Consider the following 20,766-nt stretch of genomic DNA (forward strand, 5'->3'; position numbering starts at 1 on the left):
ACATGGCTCTTCCTCAGCTCACCGATGAGCAGCGCAAGGCTGCCCTGGAGAAGGCTGCTGCCGCTCGTCACGCTCGCGCTGAGCTTCGCGAGAAGATCAAGAAGGGTGAGGTGACGCTCGAGTCCGTCCTCAACTCCGAGGATCCCATCGCTTCCCGTATGAAGGTTTCCACCCTCATCGAGTCCCTTCCCGGCTATGGCAAGGCTAAGGCCGCTAAGATTATGGACGAGCTGGGCATCTCTGCGACCCGTCGCGTTCAGGGCCTCGGCGTTCGCCAGCGTGAGCAGCTCCTCGAGCAGCTCAACAAGTAAGTGAGCTCCATCGAGCCAAAGCTCTTTGTGATTTCTGGACCGTCGGGTGCAGGTAAGGGCACGTTGGTATCCCGCGTGAGGGAGGCCATGCCTAACCTGGGCCTGACGGTTTCGGCTACTACAAGAGCGCCCCGTGCCGGCGAGGTAGACGGCGTCAACTACCACTTCCTCTCTGAGGATGAATTTTCCCGGCGTATCGCAAACGGCGACTTTGTCGAGTGGGCCCAGGTTCACGACCATCGCTACGGAACCCTGGTTCAAGAAGTCGAGCAGAAATTATCTAGTGGATCTTCGCTCATCCTAGAGATCGACGTTCAGGGTGCCCTAAACGTTAAAGAGCGTTTTCCGGATTCGATTCTCATCTTCATCGAGCCGCCTTCTATGGAGGTGCTTGAACAAAGGCTCGTTGGCAGGGGTTCCGAAACCGAGGAATCTCTTCGTCTTCGACTCGCCAACGCCCGTCATGAGATGAGCCTCGCAGACCGCTACGATGTTCGCTTGGTTAACGACGATCTTGACGCCGCTACCGATGAGCTTTCCAGGGTTCTGCGGGAATATGAAAGGAACTGAACCGTATGTCAGTCATTAAGCCTAAGATCGACGACCTGCTCGATAAGACCGATAACAACCGCTTTCTGCTCGCTTCCGTAGCTTCCAAGCGCGCTTGCGATATCAACAGCATGCTTCGCGAGCAGCACAGCCGCGTTCTCGCTGTTCAGGATATCGACGATATCACCATCGCTATGTCCGGCAAGGATACTATTTCGATGGCCATGGAGGAGATCGTTGATGGCAACATTTCCTTTGAGCATGATAAGTACGAGGCTGCTCTTGGTCACAAGGCTGCCGAGGAGTAGCTCTTATGGCCAGCCGTGTGTGTCTCGTTCATTATCATGAGATCGGACTTAAAGGCAACAATAGAGCGCGTTTCGAACGCATCCTTATGGATAACATCAAGGCGGCTTTGGCCGCCTTTTCCGTTGCCACAATTACCCGCATCTCCGGTCACATTCTAGTGACGTTCTCGGTCTCCGGCGAGGCCGAGCGTGCATTCCCGCTTATCGCCAAAGTTCCCGGGGTCGCTCGCGTCTCTCTTGCGTTTCATACAAACAGAGAGCCGGGAGAATATTGCGCTGCGGCCATTAAGGCGTTGGAAGAGTTTGGCGAATTCAACTCCTTTAAAGTTGTTGCCAGGCGCTCCAACACCGATTATGAACTGACTTCCATGGATCTCAACAAACAGGTTGGCGAGGTCCTGTGCAACGCGTTTCCCGATAAAAAGGTCCTTATGAAGGGCTGCGACGCGCAGGTGCATGTTCTTGTCGTTCAGGGCAGCGTCTATGTGTACGCGCGCTCCGAGCGCGGTGTTGGCGGCCTGCCGCAGGGGAGTGCCGGCAAGGTCGTTACCTTGCTATCTTCGGGTATCGATTCTCCCGTTGCGACGTGGCTGCTTGCACGTCGAGGCGCCGTGCCTGTTCCCGTCCACTTCTCAGGTCGTCCCCAAACGGCGGATACCAGCGAGTATCTTTGCCAGGACATCATCCAGGCGTTGGCGCCGTGCGTTCAAGTGGGACGTCTATATGTCATCCCCTTTGGTGATTGCCAGCGTGAAATCTCCATCGCGTGCCCCAGCGATCTTAGGGTCATCATGTATCGTCGCGTCATGTACGCCGTTGCGGAGCGAATCGCGCAGCTCGAGGGCGCCAAGGCGCTTGTAACCGGTGAGTCCCTGGGCCAGGTTGCCTCACAGACGCTTGAGAATATCATGGCGGTTAACGAAGTCGTTGATATTCCCGTCTTCAGACCGCTTATCGGTTCCGATAAGCAAGAGATTATCGCTCGCGCCGAGCAAATCGGCACCTATGACATTTCGACCCAGACCGCTCCGGATTGCTGCACGTTGTTCATGCCTCGTCGTCCCGAGACTCATGCGAAGCTCGATGAGGTTCATGCGGCATGGGAGATGTTCGATCACGAAGCCATGATTCAGCAGCTTGTTGATGCTGCCGAGTACATCGATTTCAGCGCTCCCACGTATAAGCCGCCGCGTTGTATGCGCGAGCGCCATGACGAGCTTGAGATTCGTTATCAGCGGAAGAGCGCTGAAGGTTAAGCTCCGCAGCCTCTTTTGATATCCTTTATAACGTATAACAATCTCAGTTTATGCAAACATATTGATATCTTTTGAGCCGGTTTCCTGCTGTGGGAGATCGGCTCATTTCATTTGCACCCTGCTACCTGCCCAATCTAAATTAGGACGATATTTTTGGAAGACGGCCTTTCACTTCTTCATTTTGTCGAACACCTGGCAGCATCCTCTTTAGACAATTAGATATGGGGAGTGATGAGGTATGCAAGAACACGATGACATTACGCCGGCGGCATGGAGGCTGGCATCCCTTTTGCGGTCGCATCCTTGGAGGGTCATTGCCGTAATCGCTTCGGTCATGCTGGTTTTGGGGACAGCTCTTGCCGGAATCGTCAACGCGAATACGAGCAGCAGCGACATCGTCGTTTCAACTGATGATGCCAATCAGGACGAGGGTACATCTCGCAAGGGTGGCGACGGCGATTCCCGCGCATACGAGGACGATGTCGAAAATGGGAAGGCAATTGCTGTGACAGTCGATGTCGATGGTGCGGTTGTGAATCCCAATGTTATCGAGCTGCCAGAAGGATCGCGTGTCCAAGACGCTATAGAAGCATGCGGCGGGCTTGCTACCGACGCTGACGTGAGCGGCATAAACAGAGCCTCCATTCTTCAAGACGGGCAAAAGGTCTACGTTCCCAAGGTGGGCGAAGCGCCGCAGACGTCCGGATCCGCAACGGGTACGGCCGCAACGGGAGGAACGCTCGTCAACATCAATACCGCTACGGTTGAAGACCTGGACGGGCTTCCGGGTGTAGGCGAGGCGACGGCGCAAGCTATCGTAGACGATAGGGAGGCAAATGGTGCGTTCGCCTCGATTGAGGACCTTATGCGCGTGTCTGGGATAGGGGAGAAGAAGTTCGAGAAGCTTCGTGACCTTATATGCGTATAGGGGACGACGTTCAAGAGCATTCTGCCGTCGCCTCCGGAGCGGGCGCTGAAGACGCCAAGCCCATTCGACCATTACTGCCTGATTTCTGGTGCGCAACTGTCGCTCTCCTGGCAACATGCTTGCTACTCACCCAGGTAGGCTGGCTTGCCCAGATAGATGTTATTCCCAAGGGGCTGCCGATCGTCCTCATGGTTGTCATCGCAGTCCTTGGTTTTGCTCTTTGCATTGCAGGGCGCCATGCATCCATGCGAGCCAGGGGACTGCTATATCGGGCCTCAGTAGGTATTCTTGTCGCCGTGTTGTGCTGCTTTGTGTCGAGCGCGCGATCCATCGCAGCTTCGTTCAGGGTGGCTAGCGTCACCGTCTCATCTTGTTGCCTCGATCCCGTTGAGGACCCAAAGATCGGCACTTCATCGATATCCACCATCTGTAACGTGTGCCGTGTTGATGGCGCCGTTTTGGGGAAGGTCCTTGTTCAAACCGATGACGTTCTCGATCCCGGCAGGCTCTATCAAGTTGCAGGCTCTCTCGAGCCTTTGGACGATAGCTCATGGCATCGATATCTTTATATGAAGGGATGCGTTGCGATCGTTAACGCACATGCCGTTATCTCCAGTTCACCTAAACCCGCTAACCCTGTTCGCATGGTAAGGACTTGGCTGCTGGATGCGATATCACCGTCATCTAGTCCCTCAAGAGCGCTTATCGCGGGCGTGATCTGCGGTAGAACCACCGAGCTTTCTCAAACTCAAGCGCAGACGGCGTTCAGCCTTACCGGACTCACGCATCTTGTCGCCGTTTCCGGTAGCCATCTGGCGTATATAGCGATGTTGATTGAATCTTTGCTGCTCGCGCTGGGGTGCCCGGTGCGGACCCGTTCGGTAGTCGTGGCCTGCATCATGGGATCTTACGTTGTATTTACCGGTTGTGCGGCATCTGCGATGCGCAGCTTCCTTATGGTTGGATGCAGCTCTTTGACGCTCGCGGTGCGTAGGCGCCCCCATGCCCTGTCCGGTCTGGCCCTGTCGTGTATGCTTCTGTGCGCCTTCAATCCAAAATCGGCTTGGGATCTGGGGTTTCAGCTATCCGCAGCGAGTGTATTGTTCCTTAACCTGTTTTGCACGTATGTAGCCTGGACTATAGAGCGCGCAGGCGCGCCAAGGATGGTTTCCCAGCAGCTTTCCATGACGCTTACCGCGCAATGGGCCACCCTACCGTTAACGGTTCCTGTATTTGGTTCCATCTCAATAGTATCCCTTGCAGCGAACCTGGTGGTTGGTCCGTTGATGACGGCGTTGCTCGCCGCGGGACTGGTTCTAGTCCCCATTTCCGCCCTCGCGCCCCTTCGTGCCGTCGCTATGATTCCATTGGATGGACTCGCGAACGCCTCGATATTCTTCGCAGATGCGCTCTCTAAGATACCCTTTGCAACCATTATGGCAGACGGTGCCGCCCCATACCTTCCGCTGCTATATCTTGTCGCCCTTGCGGTATACGCGCTATGGCCGGTTATTCCTAGGCTGGGGACTGTGATCGCCTTCATGCTTGCCGGCGTTGCCTTTACCTGCCACGTTATCTTCTGGTCATATTTTGTGCCTCCTTCCATCACGGTTATGGATGTGGGTCAGGGCGACTCTATCATCATCAGAGAGGGCTCTTCATCGCTCTTGGTCGATGCGGGGGTGGACGAGGCCGCGCTCGAGGCGCTCGTCCGAAACAACGTGGTCGCGCTCGACGGGGTGGTTATAACGCATTGGGATAAAGATCATTGGGGCGGTTTGCCGGCTATATTGCAGCGTATTCCCGTTAGGCGGCTCTTTGTCGCAAAGGGAGCGGTTGACGCCATGCCAAAGGACATCGATGCGTCTTCATTCGAAGATATCGTTGAATTGGGGTTGGGAGACTCTATAGCAATTGGCAGTTTTACCTGTGATGTCGTATGGCCCCAAGAAGACGTTTCGGGAGAGGAGAATGGAGATTCCACGTGTCTGGTTGTCACTTACGACCACGGGGGGAGAAGCCTTCGCTGTCTGCTCACGGGAGATACCGAGCTCGATCAAGAGCTCGCATATCAACGTGACGTTGGGAACATCGACGTTCTTAAGCTTGGCCATCATGGGTCGGGATTATCGGTTGACGGCGATCTTCTCAAGGCGATAGATCCAGAGGTTTCGATTGCAAGCGCGGGAAGGGGAAACTCATACGGGCATCCCTCTCAGGAATGCGTTGACTGCGTGCGCAGCTACGGCTCGCAGTTCTATTGCACCATAGACTATGGGGACGTCTGCATCGAGCCATGGCAAGGTGCTGTTAAGATAAGATGCTCTAGAAACCTTTGAGCGCGCGTCGTCGCGCCTCGTTCAAGTTAGTGGAAGGGGCCATTATGTCGAGTACAGAGTTGCTTCCCGGCTATCTGGTTGTCGGCGCCGATGAATTCAAGCGTTCTAAAGTCGTCGCGAAGATGAAAGCGCGCTTGGATGCCACCGGCATGGCTGATTTCAATTTGGACGAGCGCGATTTGACGAAGGATCCGCAAATCGACGACATAATCGCCTCGCTCAATACGCTTCCCATGGGTTCGGATTTTCGTTTGGTCATCCTCGAGGGCTGCGACAGGCTTAACAAGGCCGTCAGCGAGCCGCTTGTCGCGTATTTTGATAACCCGTCTCCTTCTACCGTCTGTTTGGTGGTTGCGGAGAAACTTGCAAAAAGCACTCGTCTTCATAAAGCGATTAGCAAGCTTGGCGCTAAGGCGGTTATCGATTGCGCTCCTAAAAAGGCTTGGGAAATGCCCAAGCAGGTTGTTGCGATGGCGAAAGCCCATGGAGCCACCATTACGCTGCGCGCTGCCGAGGAGCTGGTTAGCAGGGCCGGTGAGAATTCACGCATGCTCGATAACGAGTTGAAAAAGCTCGTCGAAATGGTTGGTACCTCTATCGATCTTCCGGACATCGAGCGTCACATCGCGAGAACGGCCGAGGCGAAACCATGGGATCTGTTGAATGCCATGTCCGCCCGAAATATGGAGAAGACGTTGCAGCTTCTGGCTTTGCAGCCCGATAAGAGCGAAGTGAGGCTCTATATGCTTCTCGTGGGTCGTCTGCGTGAGCTCATTATGGCCAAGGCGCTTGATCGTCGTGGTCAGGGCAGGGAGCTGGCGGCCAAGCTCGGCGTCCAATCTTGGCAGGTAAAAAATCATCTCAACTGGGCCCGCAACTACTCTATGGAAGAGTTGCTTCGCGCTCTTGCGCGCGCGGAAGATCTCGAGCTTGCCCTTAAGGGGTCCCGTGATTCCGCTCTCGCGCTTCGCCTTTGGCTGGTCGATTTCATCGAACATTAGCGCGCCGTCGCCATTTGTGTTCATTTTCCGTGCGCTCTTCGTGTATCGAGGGGCTTATTTGGTTTTGCCCATTTATTACGATGTGCTTTTCCAGTGCCGATATAAACCTTGGAAGATTTATTCGATAGCGAGGCGATAGTTTCGAGAGATTAACCGCTGCTTCAACGCTCCTCCTCAGCCATACGATGTGGTTCCCTTTTCGAGGTCTGGAGGAAAATATGGACAACGTGTATGCAGGCAGAGATCCACTTTTTTTTGGAGGGGAGACCGCAGTCGAGTACTGGCGGCGAGCCAGTAGGCGGGGAGTGAGGCCTAAGCCCGTTACGGGCATCACGCTTAAGAGTGCTCCAGACCTGAAGCATCTCGCCGAGTCGTCATATAACGTTCGAGCAATGGCAAACCTTCGAGGGATGCTGCATGTCTACGTGTCAAATACTGGTTGCGTTCCCAATGGCAAGTTTGGGGTGCCCTTTAACGCTAAACTCCCTGACCCCAGATTCGCCCACCATGGTTCGGGTGCCGCGATGTGCGGCGATCTTGATTCGTATCGTTATGAAACCGTTACCGCGAAGATGATCGCGCATAGGCTGTCGACGGACTCGAGTGTCGGATCGTATTGCTTCGTGGCTCCAGACGTTTACGTCGCGTCTCCAACGCTTGCGCTTCTGCAATGCGCTGGGAGCCTGCCGCTGCCTTCGCTGATGCAACTCGCTTACGAGTTTTGCGGCATGTTTTCAGTTGATGTCCTGAACCCGAAAGGCTATATAGAGCGCTTGCCCCTTACCGACAGCTCAAGCTTGTCGGCGACTATCAACCAATTTGTGAAGACAGGCCCGGTAAGGGGCTCGGGCGCACTCAAAATAGTTTCCGATAGGCTGATTGATGGCATCCGTTGTCCGTCTGCCGCCGCGCTCTGCTCTTTGTTCTGCGCGCCTGCGGGCAGCGGCGGATACGCGCTTCCAACGCCGCGTGCAGGCGTGCTGCATCGGCTTGCTTCCGAGGAAATCGATGATGGGATACCCTGCAGAATACTCATTGACTTGCTGTGGACTAAATGGCCCGATAGGCCGGATATGGATTGGTCCTGTGGTCAGAGCATCGGCGTGATAGTCTGCGACGGGGGAATGAAGTCGAGTAAGCGGATCATAGAGCTTCACGAGTCGGTGCCCAACAGCAGGAACATTGCTCTTGTCTGTCTCAGCGCTTCCGATCTGCAGTCGCGCGCTACCTGCAATTCGGTTGCCAAGATGATAAGGGGGGTCGTTGGCGGTAAAAGGCCAAAGCCGGTGGGCGATTACGACTTGCGCAACGAATTGATGCGTAGCGATCTGTTTGAGTCCGTCTCAATAGCTTCATAGTGAATAGATACAACAAAAGGCCCCGTGAATCACGGGGCCTTTACGCGTAAATATGCTTGGAAGATCCAAGTAATGGTTAAGCGATGGTGTTAACCAGGTTCTGAACGCCGGACTTACGGTTAGAAGCCTGGTTCTTGTGGATAACGCCCTTGGCGGCAGCCTTGTCCAGCGCGCGGTAAACGCGGGTGGCAGCTGCGGAAGCGGCCTCCTTATCGCCAGCCTCGACGGCGGCGCGGACGTGCTTGACGAGGGTCTTGAGCTCGGAGCGAATCGCCTTGTTGCGAACGCGAGCGATCTCATTGGTGCGGATGCGCTTCTTCTGAGACTTGATGTTTGCCACTTGTAGTTTTCCTTTCGAGTTCTTCTAAAAAAGCCTGACTATCCGGCCTCTGAGACACGGTTGAGGTCATACAGTCAAGTGAGTATAGCACTCGCCCATGCAGAGGTGAAGGGGTAACCCTGTGGATTACACGTGAATCTCCGCTGTTTCTGCACGTTTTGGCTCTCGCGCTAGGGGCGAATCATGCGGTATCATAACTCGCATGAATACTATAGATACCTCACATATCAGGAATTTCTCGATTATCGCTCATATCGACCACGGCAAGTCGACTATCAGCGACCGAATTCTTGAACTCACCCGAACCGTAGACGAACGCGATATGGCATCGCAGCTGCTCGATACCATGGATATCGAACGCGAGCGCGGCATCACTATTAAAAGCAACGCCGTGCGCGTCATGTATGACGCCGATGATGGCGAGACTTACCAGTTTAACCTTATCGACACCCCCGGCCACGTAGACTTCACCTACGAGGTCTCGCGTTCCCTTGCCGCCTGCGAAGGCGCCGTTCTGGTCGTGGACGCGACGCAGGGCGTCGAGGCGCAGACCGTATCGAATGCCAACCTGGCGATGAACGCCGATCTGGATATCGTTCCTGCCATCAACAAGATCGACCTTCCCTCTGCGCACCCGGACGAGGTCAAGACGGAGATCGAAGACGAGCTCGCCATTCCGGCGGATGACGCGGTATGCGTTTCCGGCAAGACGGGCGAGGGCATCCATGACCTACTCGAGGCAATCGTATTTCTCGTCTCTCCTCCCAAGGGCGATCCGTCGGCTCCCTTGAAGGCGCTCATTCTCGATTCGTATTTCGACGAGTATCGCGGCGTGGTGGCAACGGTTCGCGTGTTCGACGGTTCTATCAAAAAAGGCGATATCTTGCGCATGATGCAGGGCGGCGAGGACTTCCTCGTCGATGGCGTTGGCGTCAAGCATCCTGCTGAGGCCCTTGTTGAATCTATCGGCGTCGGCGAGGTCGGTTTCGTAGTCACCGGCCTGAAAGATCCCGAGGCCGTCCATGTGGGCGATACCCTTACCATGCGCGATGAGCCATGCGATGCGCCCCTACCCGGCTACCGCGAGGCCAAGCCCATGGTCTATACCGGCATATTCCCCATCGATAACAAGGATTACGAGAATCTGCGCGACGCTCTCGACAAGCTCCACGTCAACGATCCGTCGCTTACGTGGACCCCTGAGACATCCGTAGCGTTGGGCTTCGGTTTCCGCGTGGGATTTTTGGGACTGCTCCATATGGAGGTTGTCAAGGAGCGCCTCGAGCGCGAGTTCGGTCTTGCCTTGATAGCCACCAGCCCTTCGGTGGACTACCACGTGTATAAGACCGATGGCACCATGGTCGAGGTTCGCAGTCCGCAGGACCTTCCCGACGCAACGCGCATCGATCGCATCGAGGAGCCCTACCTCAAAGCCAAGATTATCGTTCCTCCGGAGTATACGGGAGCGGTCATGCAGCTCGCTATCGAGCATCGCGGTATCACCACCGACATGATCCATCTCTCTCAGAAATCCGTTGAGATGCGGTTCGACATGCCCTTGGCTGAGCTCATCCTCGATTTCTTCGACCAGCTCAAGAGCCGTACAAAGGGCTATGCGTCGCTTGATTACGAGTTCTCCGACTATCGTGCGAGCGATCTGGTGAAACTCGATATCCTGCTTTCCGGTGACGAGGTGGACGCATTGTCCTTCATCGTCCACAAAGACAAGGCGTATGCGCTGGCGCGTGGCTTGTGCGATAAGCTGAAGGAGATCATCCCCAGGCAGCTCTTCGAAGTTCCCATCCAGGGCGCTATCGGTAACAAGATCATCTCCCGCTCGACGGTGAAGGCGCGCCGTAAAGACGTGCTCGCCAAGTGCTACGGCGGCGATATCTCGCGTAAGCGCAAGCTTTTGGAAAAGCAGAAAGAGGGAAAGAAGCGCATGAAGGCGATTGGTTCCGTCGAGGTTCCGCAAGAGGCCTTCATGGCTATTCTCAAGGTTGACGAGTAGGTTATCTGCCTCATGGACAATGCCGACGTTTTGAAGAAGCGGTTTAGCGCTCATCCATATCTGCTGGCTCCCATGGCTGGCGTGACCGATGCCGCTTATAGAATCATGTGCAGGCGCCGTGGCGCCTCTATGGCATATAGCGAGATGGTGAGCGTCGCGGGGTTGGCATATGCTAGCGAAAAGACATGGGACCTGGTTCTTCCTCAAGACGAGGAGTCCCAGATTTGCGTGCAGCTGTTTGGCTCCAAACCGGAGCAGTTCGCTGGCGCCGCTCGTGCGGTGAGCGAGCGCGTGGGGTCTAAGCTCGACGCCATAGACATCAACATGGCATGCCCCGCGCGAAAGGTGATTACAAAGGGCGAGGGCTCGGCGCTTCTCGAGCAACCTGAGCTCGCCGAGAAAATCGTTGCCGCCTGCGTCTCCAACTGCAGCGTGCCGGTGACGGTGAAGATCCGTAAGGATTTTAAGTCCGGAAAGCTTTTGGCGCCAGATTTTGCTGCCCGTATGGAGCAAGCCGGCGCCTCCGCAGTGGCCGTGCATGGAAGGTCGGCGGGACAGCTTTACTCTGGATCTGCAGACTGGTCGGTAATCGATGCCGTGGCAGACCGCGTCTCCATCCCCGTTATTGGAACGGGGGACGTCTTTTGCGCTCAGGACGCAGCGAACATGCTCGCCCAGACGGCTGCCAGCGCAGTGTTTATCGCCCGCGGCACCTATGGCAACCCGTGGATCTTCCAAGACGCCGCCGCCCTGAGCGCTGGATCGCCGCTGCCAGTCCACGATGCTTACGAGCGCCTTGCCGCTCTTCGTGAGCATGTAGAGCTTCTTGACTCGTTGGGCGGCCACATGGCTAAGGCGCGTACGTTTGCCACGTGGTATCTCAAGGGGATTCCCCATGCGGCGTTCTGGCGCGGAAGGTCGGTTCGCTATTCCACTACTGAAGAGTTTCTCGACCTTGCGGACGCCATCGAGCGCGACCTCGCATGCTGTGAGGAGCTGGCTGGCAAGGGCCTCCCCATTCCGCACGACCCCTTTATCTAGCCATGTCCGTCGAGTCCCTCTACATCCATATCCCGTTTTGCCATGCCCGCTGCACGTATTGCGACTTCGATACCAAGGCGGCGTGCGGCAGCCAGTTGCTCTCCCAAGGCGACGCATATGTCCAAAAGCTCTTGCGCCGGCTGCGTGATGCGGATCGGGCAGGAGTCCTAGAGCGAGTGGAGACGGTCTATATAGGCGGCGGCACCCCCACCGTTTTGGGCGAGCGCCTGGTGGACATCGTCCGCGAAATCCGCGGCTATTGCAATCCTGTTGAGTTTACCTGTGAGGCTAATCCCGAGTCCTTTACTCCCGAGCTCGCATTCGCTCTGGCTCATGCCGGAGTTACCAGGGTTTCTCTTGGCGTGCAGTCTTTGGACGATGATGAGCTCGCGCTGCTTGGCAGAATTCATTCATCTTCCCAGGCGGAGCGCGCCGTAGGTCTCGCCCGGTCATGCGGGTTCTCCACGTCTGTCGACCTTATCTGCGGTCTATCGGGTCAGACCATGGCGTCGTGGGAAAAGACGCTTGATCGAGCGTGCGCGCTCGAGACCGACCACGTCTCCGTCTATCCCCTTATGATCGAGGACGGCACGCCGCTGAGCCGGGCGATCGAAGCCGGTAGGGTTGCTGAACCCGATGAGGACCTTCAAGCGGAGATGATGGACGTGGCGAGGTCCGTGTTGACGGGCCGCGGGCTTGAGCGATATGAGGTTGCGAGCTATGCGCGCGCCGGTAAAGAATGCCGCCATAACATCGCCTACTGGACGGGGAAGAGCTATCTGGGATTGGGGAGGTCTGCCGCCTCGATGCTCTCGTCCAAAGATTACGGGGCGTGTGCCAAGCTGTTCGATGCGCTCGACGTTCCCAGCGGCGCTTCGAGGATCCGCATAGTCCAGCTTGATGATGAGGGTACCGCCTTTGACGTCGAGACGCTCTCTTCTTGCGAGGCGCTTGCTGAAGACCTTATGCTGGGCGCTCGGATGAGTCGGGGCATCTCGTATGACTTGCTGCGCCGTGCGGCCGCGGTGATCCCCCCTTCGCGCCTCTTGGGAACTTTGAAAGAGGCCGTAGACTTGGGTTTACTGAGCTTGAGCGATTCTTGGGATTCGCTTGAGGCGGCGCTGTCTTGCGATGTTTCGCGGTCGGGGCCATGCGCTATGCCAACCAGGCAGGGCTGGCTTATGGGCAACCAGTTGTACGGCATGCTGTGGGACCTGCACAAGGACGCTCGCTTCTGTTGACGGTGCGTCTTATAGCCCATTGATGGGTTTGCGGTGCATCAAATAATCTTGTCAGCACCATCACATATACTTACAAAAACCTATTCGCTTTCGCACAGGAGGTCGTTGCCCCATATGGCGACAATGAACGAAAAAGATTACTACGCCATTTTGGGCGTCCCCAAGGATGCTTCGGCGAAAGATATCCAAAAGGCTTTCCAGCAAAAGGCCCGCAAGCTTCATCCCGACATCAATAAGGCGCCCGATGCCGAGGAGCGCTTCAAAGAGGTGTCAGAGGCGTATGCCGTGCTTTCCGATGACGCCAAGCGCGCACGCTACGATGCCATGCGTTCCGGCTCTCCCTTTGCCGGGGCCCCGTCGCAGCCCGGTTCATCCGCCGGCTCATATGGCGGGGGTTTTGGCGGCTTTCCGTTTGGTGGATTTCCCTTTGACGCCGGCTTTGGCCAGTCTAGGCGGGCTGCCTCTGCCTATAACCCCGAGGAAGGCGCTAACGTGGTGGTCGAGGTCGACCTTACTGCGGCTCAGGCTAAAGAGGGGGCTAAAAGGGCCGTTACCTATCGCAGGTACGAGAGCTGCTCGCATTGCCATGGCTCCGGCTCGGTCTCGACCGACCATGCTAAAACGTGCCCCACGTGTGGCGGAACCGGCTCGATCGACGTGGATATGGCATCCCTTTTTGGTATGGGCGTACTCAAGATGGTCTGCCCCGAATGCGCGGGTTCGGGTCGAGTTGTCGCCGATCCCTGTCCGCAGTGCGGGGGTTCGGGCCGCACCGCGGTGACTTCCGAGGCCGTTATCGAGTTCCCGGCGGGAACGCATGACGGCGACGTGGTGCGCATCAAGGGTATGGGCCATGCGGGAACCAACGGTGCCGCTGGCGGCGACCTGGTTGGTAGAGCGCGCGTCTCTTCGGAGCGCCTTGAGGGGCGCGCGGCCAACGGGTTCTACACGGTTGGCGTGATGCTGCCGTTCCTGCTGTTCTCTGCGTTTACGGGCGTCTTTTCGTTGTTTGCGCTCATTTGTCTGGTTCCGCTTGTTATGGGCATAGGCATGATCGCGTCGGACGATGCTCTGCATAGGCCCTCCCTGTGGTGGAAGCGCGGTCTTTCCCAGCTTCTTAACGGCGCGGTCAACGGCCTGTTCTTCGCCCTCATCATGGTTTGGTTTACCAGCTGCACCAACGGGTTATTTCTCAGCCCTTATAGAATGATGTGATGGTTAGCCCGCTGATGTACGGGGCATAATGACAAGCGGAAAATGACGGCGGGTCGCACCCGCTTAGATCGGGAGGTTCTTTCTCGTGGCGGAGAAGAGAGATTATTACGAGGTTCTTGGCGTCGATCGCGATGCTGATCAGCGTGCTATTAAGCGGGCATTCCTGAAGAAAGCGCGTGAGGTGCATCCTGATGTTTCAGATGACCCTAATGCCGAGGAGCTTTTTAAAGAGGTAAACGAGGCATATTCCGTTTTGTCCGATGAACAGAAGCGCGCCAACTACGATCGTTTTGGCACGGCTGACGGTCCGGGTATGGGAAGCGGTTACGTCGACTTCTCCGACATCTTTGGCGGTATGGGCGTCGATGACATCTTCTCGTCTTTCTTTGGCGGCGGGCGCTCCGGTGGGTCCGCGCGCAATCGTCAGGCTCGTCGCCAGGGCCGTGACATGGCCATCAACCTCACTATCTCTCTTGAAGAGGCGGCGACTGGTTGCACCAAGACCATCAGCTACGATCGTCTGGCTCCGTGTGAGGACTGCAACGGTTCCGGCCTGTCCGAGGGCGCCCAGGAGAAGCAGTGCGACCATTGTCATGGAACGGGTTATGTAACAACTTACCAACGCTCCATTTTTGGCGATGTTCAGTCTACGGCACCCTGTCCGGATTGCCAGGGAGAGGGCACCGTTATCGATCATCCCTGCGAGATGTGCAACGGCCAAGGTCGTACGCCCACTCATGAGAAGCTTGACGTGCAGATTCCTGCTGGCGTGGCAACGGGCAGGCAGTTGCGCGTCTCCGGGTACGGCGAGGCGGGCTATCGCGGCGCGGAGTCCGGCAATCTCATCGTCACGGTTCAGGTTTCTGACAATGAGCGTTTCCAGCGAGGTGGAGACGACCTCTATACCGATGTGACCGTCTCCATGGTTCAGGCCGCGCTTGGTTGCTCGGTCACCGTAGACGGCATTCTTCCGGACGAGAAGATCGAGGTCAAGGTTCCCGCCGGCACGCAGTATGGCACCGCTATCCCCGTCGAGGGCTACGGCATGCCCCGCATGGGCAGGTCTGGTCGCGGCAGGCTGGTGGCGCGCGTCCTCGTCCATATTCCCGAGCACCTTTCTTCTGAGGCGCGCCAGGCGCTGGAGCGCTACGAGGACGCGGTGGGCGAGGATTACGAGAAGCAGCACAAGACGGTGGGCGATCGAATTCGCGACGCCATCGATGACATCCTTGATTAGGCGGGCAACGTGCGTAAAACCACTGCTTCCGTTATCAATCTTGGATGCCGCGTCAACCGGGTGGAATCCGATAAAATCGCCGTCGGTCTCATCTCGCACGGTTTCGAGCTTGTGGATGAGGATGAAGCGCAGCTGATCGTGATCAACACCTGCGCCGTCACCGGCGAAGCGGAGGCCAAGACGCGTAAAGCCGTTCGCAAGGCGGCCGGACGTCCTTTGGAGCCCATTGTTATCGTTACCGGATGCGTTGTTAACCTCAACCCCGGGGAGCTCACTTCTATTTCTGATCGCGTGATCGCCGAGCCTTCAAAGGCGGATGTGGTTTCGCGAGCTCTGCACGCTATCGGACGCGTGGCGGATTCATCAGAGGGCCGGCACCTCGATGACCGCGAGTCTTCGACCATGCTTTCGGTCTCCTCTGGTGAGGCCCATGTGGACGAGGACCCCCATGCCATCTCTGATCTATTGGGACGTTCTCGCTATGGAATCAAGATACAGGACGGATGTAACCACCGTTGCACGTATTGTATTGTGTGGAAAGCGAGAGGGCCCGAGCGTTCCGTTCCCCTAGACAGCGTGATACGCGATGTTCGCTCCGCTGAGCTCGCCGGGGTGCCCGAAGTGGTCCTTACCGGTGTCAACCTTGGCGCCTACCGTTATGAACTGGCTGACGGTACGGTTGTCGGTATCGCGCGCCTGCTCCAAGAGATACTCGACCAAACCGAAATTCCCCAGGTCCGCCTCTCGTCCATAGAGCCTATGGACGTCGATTTGGACCTAGTGCGCGTTATGTCTTGCAATCAGGTCCGTGTGGCGCCCTTTTTACACCTTCCCATTCAGTCTGGCTGCACGCAAACCTTGAGGCGTATGGGACGGCCATATTCTGCTGAGACGTTGCTTGCGAACGTGGATGCTATTCGCGACATCTTGCCCTCTGTCTCGATTTCCTGCGACCTCATCGTTGGCTTCCCAGGTGAGACGGACGAGGAGTTCGCTCGCACGCTGGAGGCATGTCGCAAGATAGGGTTCTCGAGGATGCACGTCTTTCGATACAGCAAACGGCCCGGTACCCCGGCCGCCACGGCGCCCAACCAGGTCGACCCCAAGGTTATGGCCGCGCGTTCCGCCCGGGTGAGGCGCCTGGCCGAGCAGATGGCGCGGCAAGATGCCGCGTCGCGCATCGGTTCGGTTGAAAACGCCGTCTTCGAGTACGAGGACAAGGGAACGCTGGGGTCGTTTCACAAGGTCATTATCGAGGACGCTCCGGCGGGTATGCGAGGAGCAATCGCCCCTGTCCGCATCGTGAGCCTCGATGATGACGGATACCTACATGCCCGTCTTGTAGATTATCAGAGCTAGGAGCACCAATATGGATGCCGCAAAGGTTCGCCTTACCATTCCCCAGGGTATCGACCCTGCTTTGGTTACCGGCGCGGGGGATTGCATCCTGCGCGCGGTAGACGCTATGAAGTGCGGCGAGGCGTTGGTGAGGGGTGACTCCATCCAGCTTTCAGGCTCTCCAGATGAGGTCGAAAAGCTTACGCGCCTGTTTACCCAGCTCATCAAGATGGCATCTGCCGGTCAGGTGCCATCTAGCGATGACGCCGATCGCATCATGGAGGCCCTTCGTCATCAAGATTTCGCCGGTGCGGGTTTTGCTGACGATATCATCCTTACGTATCGCGGTCGCGCCATTCGTCCTAAAACCGCCGGCCAGAAAGCGTATATAGACGCCATCCGGTCCAATACGGTCACGTTTTGCCTGGGGCCTGCGGGTACGGGTAAAACCTATCTTGCCATGGCTATGGCGATCGCCGCGCTCAAGCGTCGCGAGGTCAGCCGTATCGTCCTCACCAGGCCGGTCGTCGAGGCCGGAGAGAGCCTTGGCTTTCTTCCCGGTACGCTGCAGGAGAAGATCGACCCCTATATTCGTCCGTTATTCGATGCGTTGTTCGACCTTACTGATATGGAGCGCGCCAATGAATACATCGAGCGCGGAACCATCGAGATCGCGCCGCTTGCGTATATGAGGGGGCGCACCTTGAACGACGCCTTCGTTTTACTTGACGAGGCCCAAAACACCACGCCCGAGCAGATGAAGATGTTCCTGACGCGCCTGGGCTTTAATTCGAAGTTTATTATCACCGGTGATGCCACCCAGCGAGACCTTCCCATCAAGCGTGGCGGGCTCACCGACATCGAGGATATTCTGGCGGACGTCGCAGACGTCAGCTTTATCCATTTGGGAAGGTCCGATGTCGTCCGTCACCAGCTGGTTGGTCGGATCGTCGAGGCATATGACGCATTCGAGACCGCTCGCGACGCGCGGGCGCGCGCGAAGAAAGGGGAGCGCCATGAGCGTGCTCATTAGTAACGACGGGGGCATCCAGGTTCCCATCGACGCAGATGAAATAGTCCAGGTCATCCAAGCGGTCCTGTCTGCTGAAGCGGTGGAGCGTGAATGCAGCGTTTCCGTCTCCATTGTGGACGAGGATGAGATCCAGTCCCTGAACGCCATGTGGCGCCAGATCGACGCCCCCACCGACGTGCTTTCTTTTGAGTGCGACTCGCCGTTTGGCGACGAGGTTCCCGATGGTGAAGTGGTCGAGCTGGGCGATGTCATTTTATGTCCCGCCGTCATCGCCGCGCAGGCGCCCGACTTCAACACCACGCCTGCCGATGAGTTCCGCCTTATGCTGGTCCATGGCATGCTGCATCTGCTTGGGTACGACCACATCGACCCCGATGATGCGATGCGTATGGAGGATCGAGAGCTTGTGATTCTGCGCAGTCTTGCTCAAGTGCGCGGCATCGACCCCCAATCGATTGTAATCGGTCCAACCACCAGCCATCTGGATGATTAGGAGCCGCCATGATACCCGGTTCGGATAGGGACCATCCCACTTTTGTCCAGTCATTTCGCTATGCCATCGAAGGTCTCTTCACGGCGATCAGAACCGAGAGAAACATCAACGTGATGCTTGTCCTGGGGGTGGTCACCGTTGTTGCCGGCATTGCGGTGGGGCTCGACCCCGTCTCTTGGTGCCTCATCGTCATTTGCTGCGGACTTGTCATCTTTGCTGAGCTTTGCAACACCGCAATGGAAGCGATCGTCGACCTCGCTACGCAAGAACTTCATCCCCTGGCAAAGCGTGCGAAGGATATCGCTGCGGCCAGCGTTTACGTTCTCTCGCTCACGGCTGCGGTTGTGGGCGTCATCGTCTTTTCCCACGCCCTCGGTGTTATTTAAGAAGGAGTTGCCATGAGCGACCAATCTATCAATTCACATAGCGCTCTCAATGACGTCGATGACCGCAGCCTGCTAGAGGACGCGGACGGCGACCTTTTCGATGTCGAGCAGGATTTCGATCCCTTTGCAGAGCTGGACGATGATGAGCTCGATGCGATGCTCGCCAAGGCTGAAGGCGGCTTCGATGCTACCGCTTCCGGCGTACCGGAGGGGTTCCGCAGCGGCTTCGTGGCTCTTGTGGGGCGTCCCAACGCTGGTAAATCCACTTTGCTCAACGCATGCTTCGGCCAGAAGGTCGCCATCACATCACCCGTCGCGCAGACTACGCGTCGCCGCATGAGGGCCGTGATCAATCGCGAGGGCTGCCAGATCGTCATCGTCGATACACCGGGCCTGCACAAGCCTAAGGACTCGCTTGGCTCCGAGCTTAACAAGAGCGCGCTTTCCGAGATTGGCGACGTGGACGTCGTGGCATTTCTGGTCGACGCCACCAAGCCCATCGGCAGGGGAGACGCCTGGGTCGCAGAGCATGTTGCGGCGTCCAGGGCTACAAAGATTCTCGTCCTTACCAAAGCCGATATCGCCAATCCCCAACAGGTGACCTCTCAGCTTGAAGAGGCGAGGAAGCTTGTCGATTTCGACGAGGAGCTCGTTGTCTCGTCCACCGAAGGGTTCAACGTGGAGGCGTTTGTCTCCGTTGTGGCTAGCTATCTTCCCGAGGGACCCAAATGGTTCCCCGACGACATGGGCGTCGATGCTTCCGATGAGACGCTTGTTTCCGAATTTGTGCGCGAAAAGGTCCTCCTTCACACGCGCGAGGAGATTCCCCATGCCGTGGGCGTTCTGTGCGACGGTTTTGAGTACAAGCGCGACCTGTTGAAGCTTCATGCCACCATCTACGTTGAGCGCGAGGGCCAGAAGGGCATTCTCATTGGCAAGCGCGGCGAGATGATCAAGAGGATAGGTATCGAGGCGCGACGCGACTTGGAGCGCATTTTCGACACCCGCGTCTACCTTGAGCTTGATGTTAAGGTTAAGCAGGGCTGGCGTGAGGACCAGGGCCAGATTAGGCGATTTGGCTATTCCGCGGACGAGTAGCAGGGGCGCGTGCGCGGTATGGCGGGCTCGAGAACTTATAGAACCTGCGCCATCGTTTTGGATAAGACCAAGCTCAAGGAGACCGATCTTATCCTTACGCTGCTAGCGCGAGATGGACGCGAGATCAGGGCGGTTGCGAAAGGCGCGAGAAAGCCGGGAAGCCGCCTGGCTGCTCGTTGCGAGTTGTTCTGCACGGTCGACCTGCTGCTTGCTAAGGGGCGGTCGCTCGACGTAGTCTCGCAGGCAGACCTTGTGGGGGCCCCGATGGGCGCCGCCCCCACATATGAGGCCATGCAGCGCGCCTCTGTTATCGCGGAGGTGGCCTCGCTATGTTGTTTTGAGGATGCCACGGATTCCTTCGTCTTCAGCATCAGTGCGAAGGCTCTTCGTGTTTTGGGCTCTTTACAGGGTGATTGTCCGCATATGGACCTTTTGGTCGCCGCGTACGTTTTCAAGCTTTTGAGCCACGTTGGTTATCGCCCGGATTTATCGTCCTGCGTTGCCTGCGGGGATCCGGCGTTGGCGTTTTTCTCCGCCTCCGCTGGAGGCCTTCTATGTTCCTCGTGCGCGTCCAGCGTCGCGGGGGCCGAGGCGGTGGATGCGGAGGCCGTTAACTGGCTGAGGGCGTTGCTGCCGCTCACCTTTGACGAGCTGGTGCTTCAGCATGTCGATACGGGTACGTCCAACCTATTGCTCGCCCTGTCCCATGCCTGGGCCGCCACCCATCTTGATGCGAGGCTGCGGGCGATGGAGTTCCTGCTGGGCAGATAGGGTGTCTTGTGTTCATCCTGCGTTGATGCGTTGGTTGTGGTACTATATCGAGCTGTTGGTACCCCGACCTTGGATGCGCGCTTTCACCGGCGGCTTCCCAGTACGGGGCGAACAGAGTCCTTATGGACCATAGAAGAAAGGTGATCAACATGACGATCTCCAAGGAGCGCAAGGCCGAGCTCACCGCTCAGTTCGGCAAGAACGCACAGGACACCGGTAACTCCAAGGTCCAGGTCGCTATCCTGACCGAGCGCATCCGCGAGCTCACCGAGCACATGAAGTCTCACCAGAAGGACTTCCACACCCGCCGCGGCCTGCTCATGCTCGTTGGTAAGCGTCGTCGTCTTCTTTCCTACATCAAGAAGAACGACATCAACGAGTACCGTGAGCTTATCGGTCAGCTCGGTATCCGCGACAACATCCAGTAATATGGCATTTGGGAGCGCTACGGCGCTCCTTCTTGTGTGAGGGCACCGCGACCGCGGCCCCGACACCCGTCCGAAACGGTTTTT

At 57.0% G+C, this 20,766-nt stretch carries 21 protein-coding genes; 20 read left to right on the forward strand and 1 reads right to left on the reverse strand.

The features are described 5' to 3' along the window. The first annotated feature begins 2 nt into the window (after positions 1 to 2). From mihF to B3H65_RS08025, 8 genes are all read left to right on the forward strand, one after another. Entirely contained in the window at positions 3 to 311 is a 309-nt protein-coding gene (gene mihF / locus B3H65_RS07990) for an integration host factor, actinobacterial type (protein WP_009140290.1), read from the forward strand. Next, positions 312 to 881: a guanylate kinase gene (gmk, locus tag B3H65_RS07995; RefSeq protein WP_040362091.1), complete on the forward strand. Its 570-nt coding sequence runs from the start codon at positions 312 to 314 to the stop codon at positions 879 to 881. Between the two features lie 5 nt (positions 882 to 886). Continuing rightward, positions 887 to 1,168, forward strand: coding sequence for a DNA-directed RNA polymerase subunit omega (locus B3H65_RS08000; RefSeq protein ID WP_117680127.1), 282 nt, complete (start codon positions 887 to 889; stop codon positions 1,166 to 1,168). A 5-nt stretch (positions 1,169 to 1,173) separates the two neighbouring features. Beyond that, complete coding sequence (thiI, locus tag B3H65_RS08005; protein ID WP_117680126.1) at positions 1,174 to 2,424, forward strand: tRNA uracil 4-sulfurtransferase ThiI; 1,251 nt, start codon at positions 1,174 to 1,176, stop codon at positions 2,422 to 2,424. A 238-nt stretch (positions 2,425 to 2,662) separates the two neighbouring features. Then, positions 2,663 to 3,352, forward strand: a complete 690-nt coding sequence (locus B3H65_RS08010; protein WP_286684813.1) for a helix-hairpin-helix domain-containing protein — start codon at positions 2,663 to 2,665, stop codon at positions 3,350 to 3,352. A 347-nt stretch (positions 3,353 to 3,699) separates the two neighbouring features. After that, entirely contained in the window at positions 3,700 to 5,691 is a 1,992-nt protein-coding gene (locus tag B3H65_RS08015; protein WP_286684814.1) for a DNA internalization-related competence protein ComEC/Rec2, read from the forward strand. Positions 5,692 to 5,735: 44 nt separating this feature from the next. Next, positions 5,736 to 6,692, forward strand: coding sequence for a DNA polymerase III subunit delta (gene holA, locus B3H65_RS08020; protein ID WP_286684815.1), 957 nt, complete (start codon positions 5,736 to 5,738; stop codon positions 6,690 to 6,692). A 392-nt stretch (positions 6,693 to 7,084) separates the two neighbouring features. Further along, positions 7,085 to 8,050 (forward strand): hypothetical protein, encoded by a 966-nt coding sequence (locus tag B3H65_RS08025; RefSeq protein ID WP_286684816.1) that lies wholly within the window; start codon positions 7,085 to 7,087, stop codon positions 8,048 to 8,050. Between the two features lie 76 nt (positions 8,051 to 8,126). Here the strand turns inward: B3H65_RS08025 and rpsT are convergent, their stop codons facing one another. Continuing rightward, positions 8,127 to 8,390: a 30S ribosomal protein S20 gene (gene rpsT, locus B3H65_RS08030; RefSeq protein WP_286684817.1), complete on the reverse strand. Its 264-nt coding sequence runs from the start codon at positions 8,388 to 8,390 to the stop codon at positions 8,127 to 8,129. A gap of 202 nt (positions 8,391 to 8,592) precedes the next feature. Between rpsT and lepA the strand changes: the two genes are divergently transcribed. From lepA to rpsO, 12 genes are all read left to right on the forward strand, one after another. Then, a complete protein-coding gene (gene lepA, locus B3H65_RS08035; protein ID WP_286684818.1) occupies positions 8,593 to 10,401 on the forward strand; it encodes a translation elongation factor 4 in 1,809 nt (602 codons plus the stop codon). 12 nt (positions 10,402 to 10,413) lie between these two features. Further along, positions 10,414 to 11,442 carry a tRNA dihydrouridine synthase DusB gene (dusB, locus tag B3H65_RS08040; protein ID WP_286684819.1) on the forward strand — a complete coding sequence of 343 codons (1,029 nt, stop codon included), beginning with the start codon at positions 10,414 to 10,416 and terminating at the stop codon, positions 11,440 to 11,442. 2 nt (positions 11,443 to 11,444) lie between these two features. Next, positions 11,445 to 12,683, forward strand: coding sequence for a radical SAM family heme chaperone HemW (gene hemW / locus B3H65_RS08045; RefSeq protein ID WP_286684820.1), 1,239 nt, complete (start codon positions 11,445 to 11,447; stop codon positions 12,681 to 12,683). Positions 12,684 to 12,797: 114 nt separating this feature from the next. Then, positions 12,798 to 13,898, forward strand: a complete 1,101-nt coding sequence (locus B3H65_RS08050) for a DnaJ domain-containing protein (protein WP_181973388.1) — start codon at positions 12,798 to 12,800, stop codon at positions 13,896 to 13,898. Between the two features lie 85 nt (positions 13,899 to 13,983). Then, positions 13,984 to 15,135, forward strand: a complete 1,152-nt coding sequence (gene dnaJ, locus B3H65_RS08055; protein WP_117680117.1) for a molecular chaperone DnaJ — start codon at positions 13,984 to 13,986, stop codon at positions 15,133 to 15,135. A gap of 9 nt (positions 15,136 to 15,144) precedes the next feature. After that, a complete protein-coding gene (locus tag B3H65_RS08060) occupies positions 15,145 to 16,494 on the forward strand; it encodes a MiaB/RimO family radical SAM methylthiotransferase (protein WP_286684821.1) in 1,350 nt (449 codons plus the stop codon). Positions 16,495 to 16,504: 10 nt separating this feature from the next. Continuing rightward, positions 16,505 to 17,506, forward strand: a complete 1,002-nt coding sequence (locus tag B3H65_RS08065; protein WP_117680115.1) for a PhoH family protein — start codon at positions 16,505 to 16,507, stop codon at positions 17,504 to 17,506. Next, positions 17,490 to 17,999, forward strand: a complete 510-nt coding sequence (gene ybeY / locus B3H65_RS08070) for an rRNA maturation RNase YbeY (RefSeq protein WP_286684822.1) — start codon at positions 17,490 to 17,492, stop codon at positions 17,997 to 17,999. The genes B3H65_RS08065 and ybeY overlap by 17 nt, the downstream gene beginning before the upstream one ends. Positions 18,000 to 18,007: 8 nt before the next feature. Further along, positions 18,008 to 18,385 (forward strand): diacylglycerol kinase family protein, encoded by a 378-nt coding sequence (locus B3H65_RS08075; protein WP_009140307.1) that lies wholly within the window; start codon positions 18,008 to 18,010, stop codon positions 18,383 to 18,385. Between the two features lie 12 nt (positions 18,386 to 18,397). Then, a complete protein-coding gene (gene era, locus B3H65_RS08080; RefSeq protein WP_009140308.1) occupies positions 18,398 to 19,483 on the forward strand; it encodes a GTPase Era in 1,086 nt (361 codons plus the stop codon). 18 nt (positions 19,484 to 19,501) lie between these two features. Beyond that, on the forward strand, positions 19,502 to 20,254 hold the full coding sequence (gene recO / locus B3H65_RS08085) for a DNA repair protein RecO (protein ID WP_286684823.1): 753 nt from the start codon (positions 19,502 to 19,504) through the stop codon (positions 20,252 to 20,254). Between the two features lie 149 nt (positions 20,255 to 20,403). Further along, on the forward strand, positions 20,404 to 20,682 hold the full coding sequence (gene rpsO, locus B3H65_RS08090; protein WP_286684824.1) for a 30S ribosomal protein S15: 279 nt from the start codon (positions 20,404 to 20,406) through the stop codon (positions 20,680 to 20,682). The last annotated feature ends 84 nt before the right edge of the window (positions 20,683 to 20,766 follow it).

This window comes from Collinsella sp. UBA1693, assembly GCF_002320115.1.
GTDB classification, from domain to species: domain Bacteria; phylum Actinomycetota; class Coriobacteriia; order Coriobacteriales; family Coriobacteriaceae; genus Collinsella; species Collinsella tanakaei.